Genomic DNA, 360 nt, shown 5'->3' with positions numbered 1-360 from the left:
TCTCGCCCTTATTGCCGCAGACGGCACCGCAGATGCCCCCGGCACCACACAAAAACTCACCAATCTTTCTGCCGGCATAGTATCTGCAACTTCTACCGAGGCCATTAACGGCACACAGCTTAATGCCACTAATAATAATGTGACCACTAATGCCGGCAATATTGCTACTAACACCGGCAATATCGCCACGAATACCACCGCCATTAACACAGTCGCAACCAACACCAGCTCTTACCTTGGCGGCGGTGCCGATGTCGCCGCCGGCACAGCGCCAAGCTATACAGTGCAGGGCGCTACCGCCAATAATGTCGGCGATGCCCTCAAGGCGGTAGACAGCAGCTTTAATAGCGTCAATAACAG

1 pseudogene is annotated in these 360 nt (G+C 53.9%); it reads left to right on the top strand.

Features of this window, described 5'->3' with window-relative positions:
• Positions 1 to 360: pseudogene (locus DPQ22_RS08990) on the top strand (hypothetical protein); the annotation flags it as partial.

The sequence above is a fragment of the Candidatus Tokpelaia sp. genome (assembly GCF_008636115.1).
In the GTDB taxonomy this organism is placed as follows: Bacteria; Pseudomonadota; Alphaproteobacteria; order Rhizobiales; family Rhizobiaceae; genus QLZD01.
Note: the sequence above shows the minus strand (reverse complement) of the source record. Positions and strands in the feature narration are given on the sequence as shown.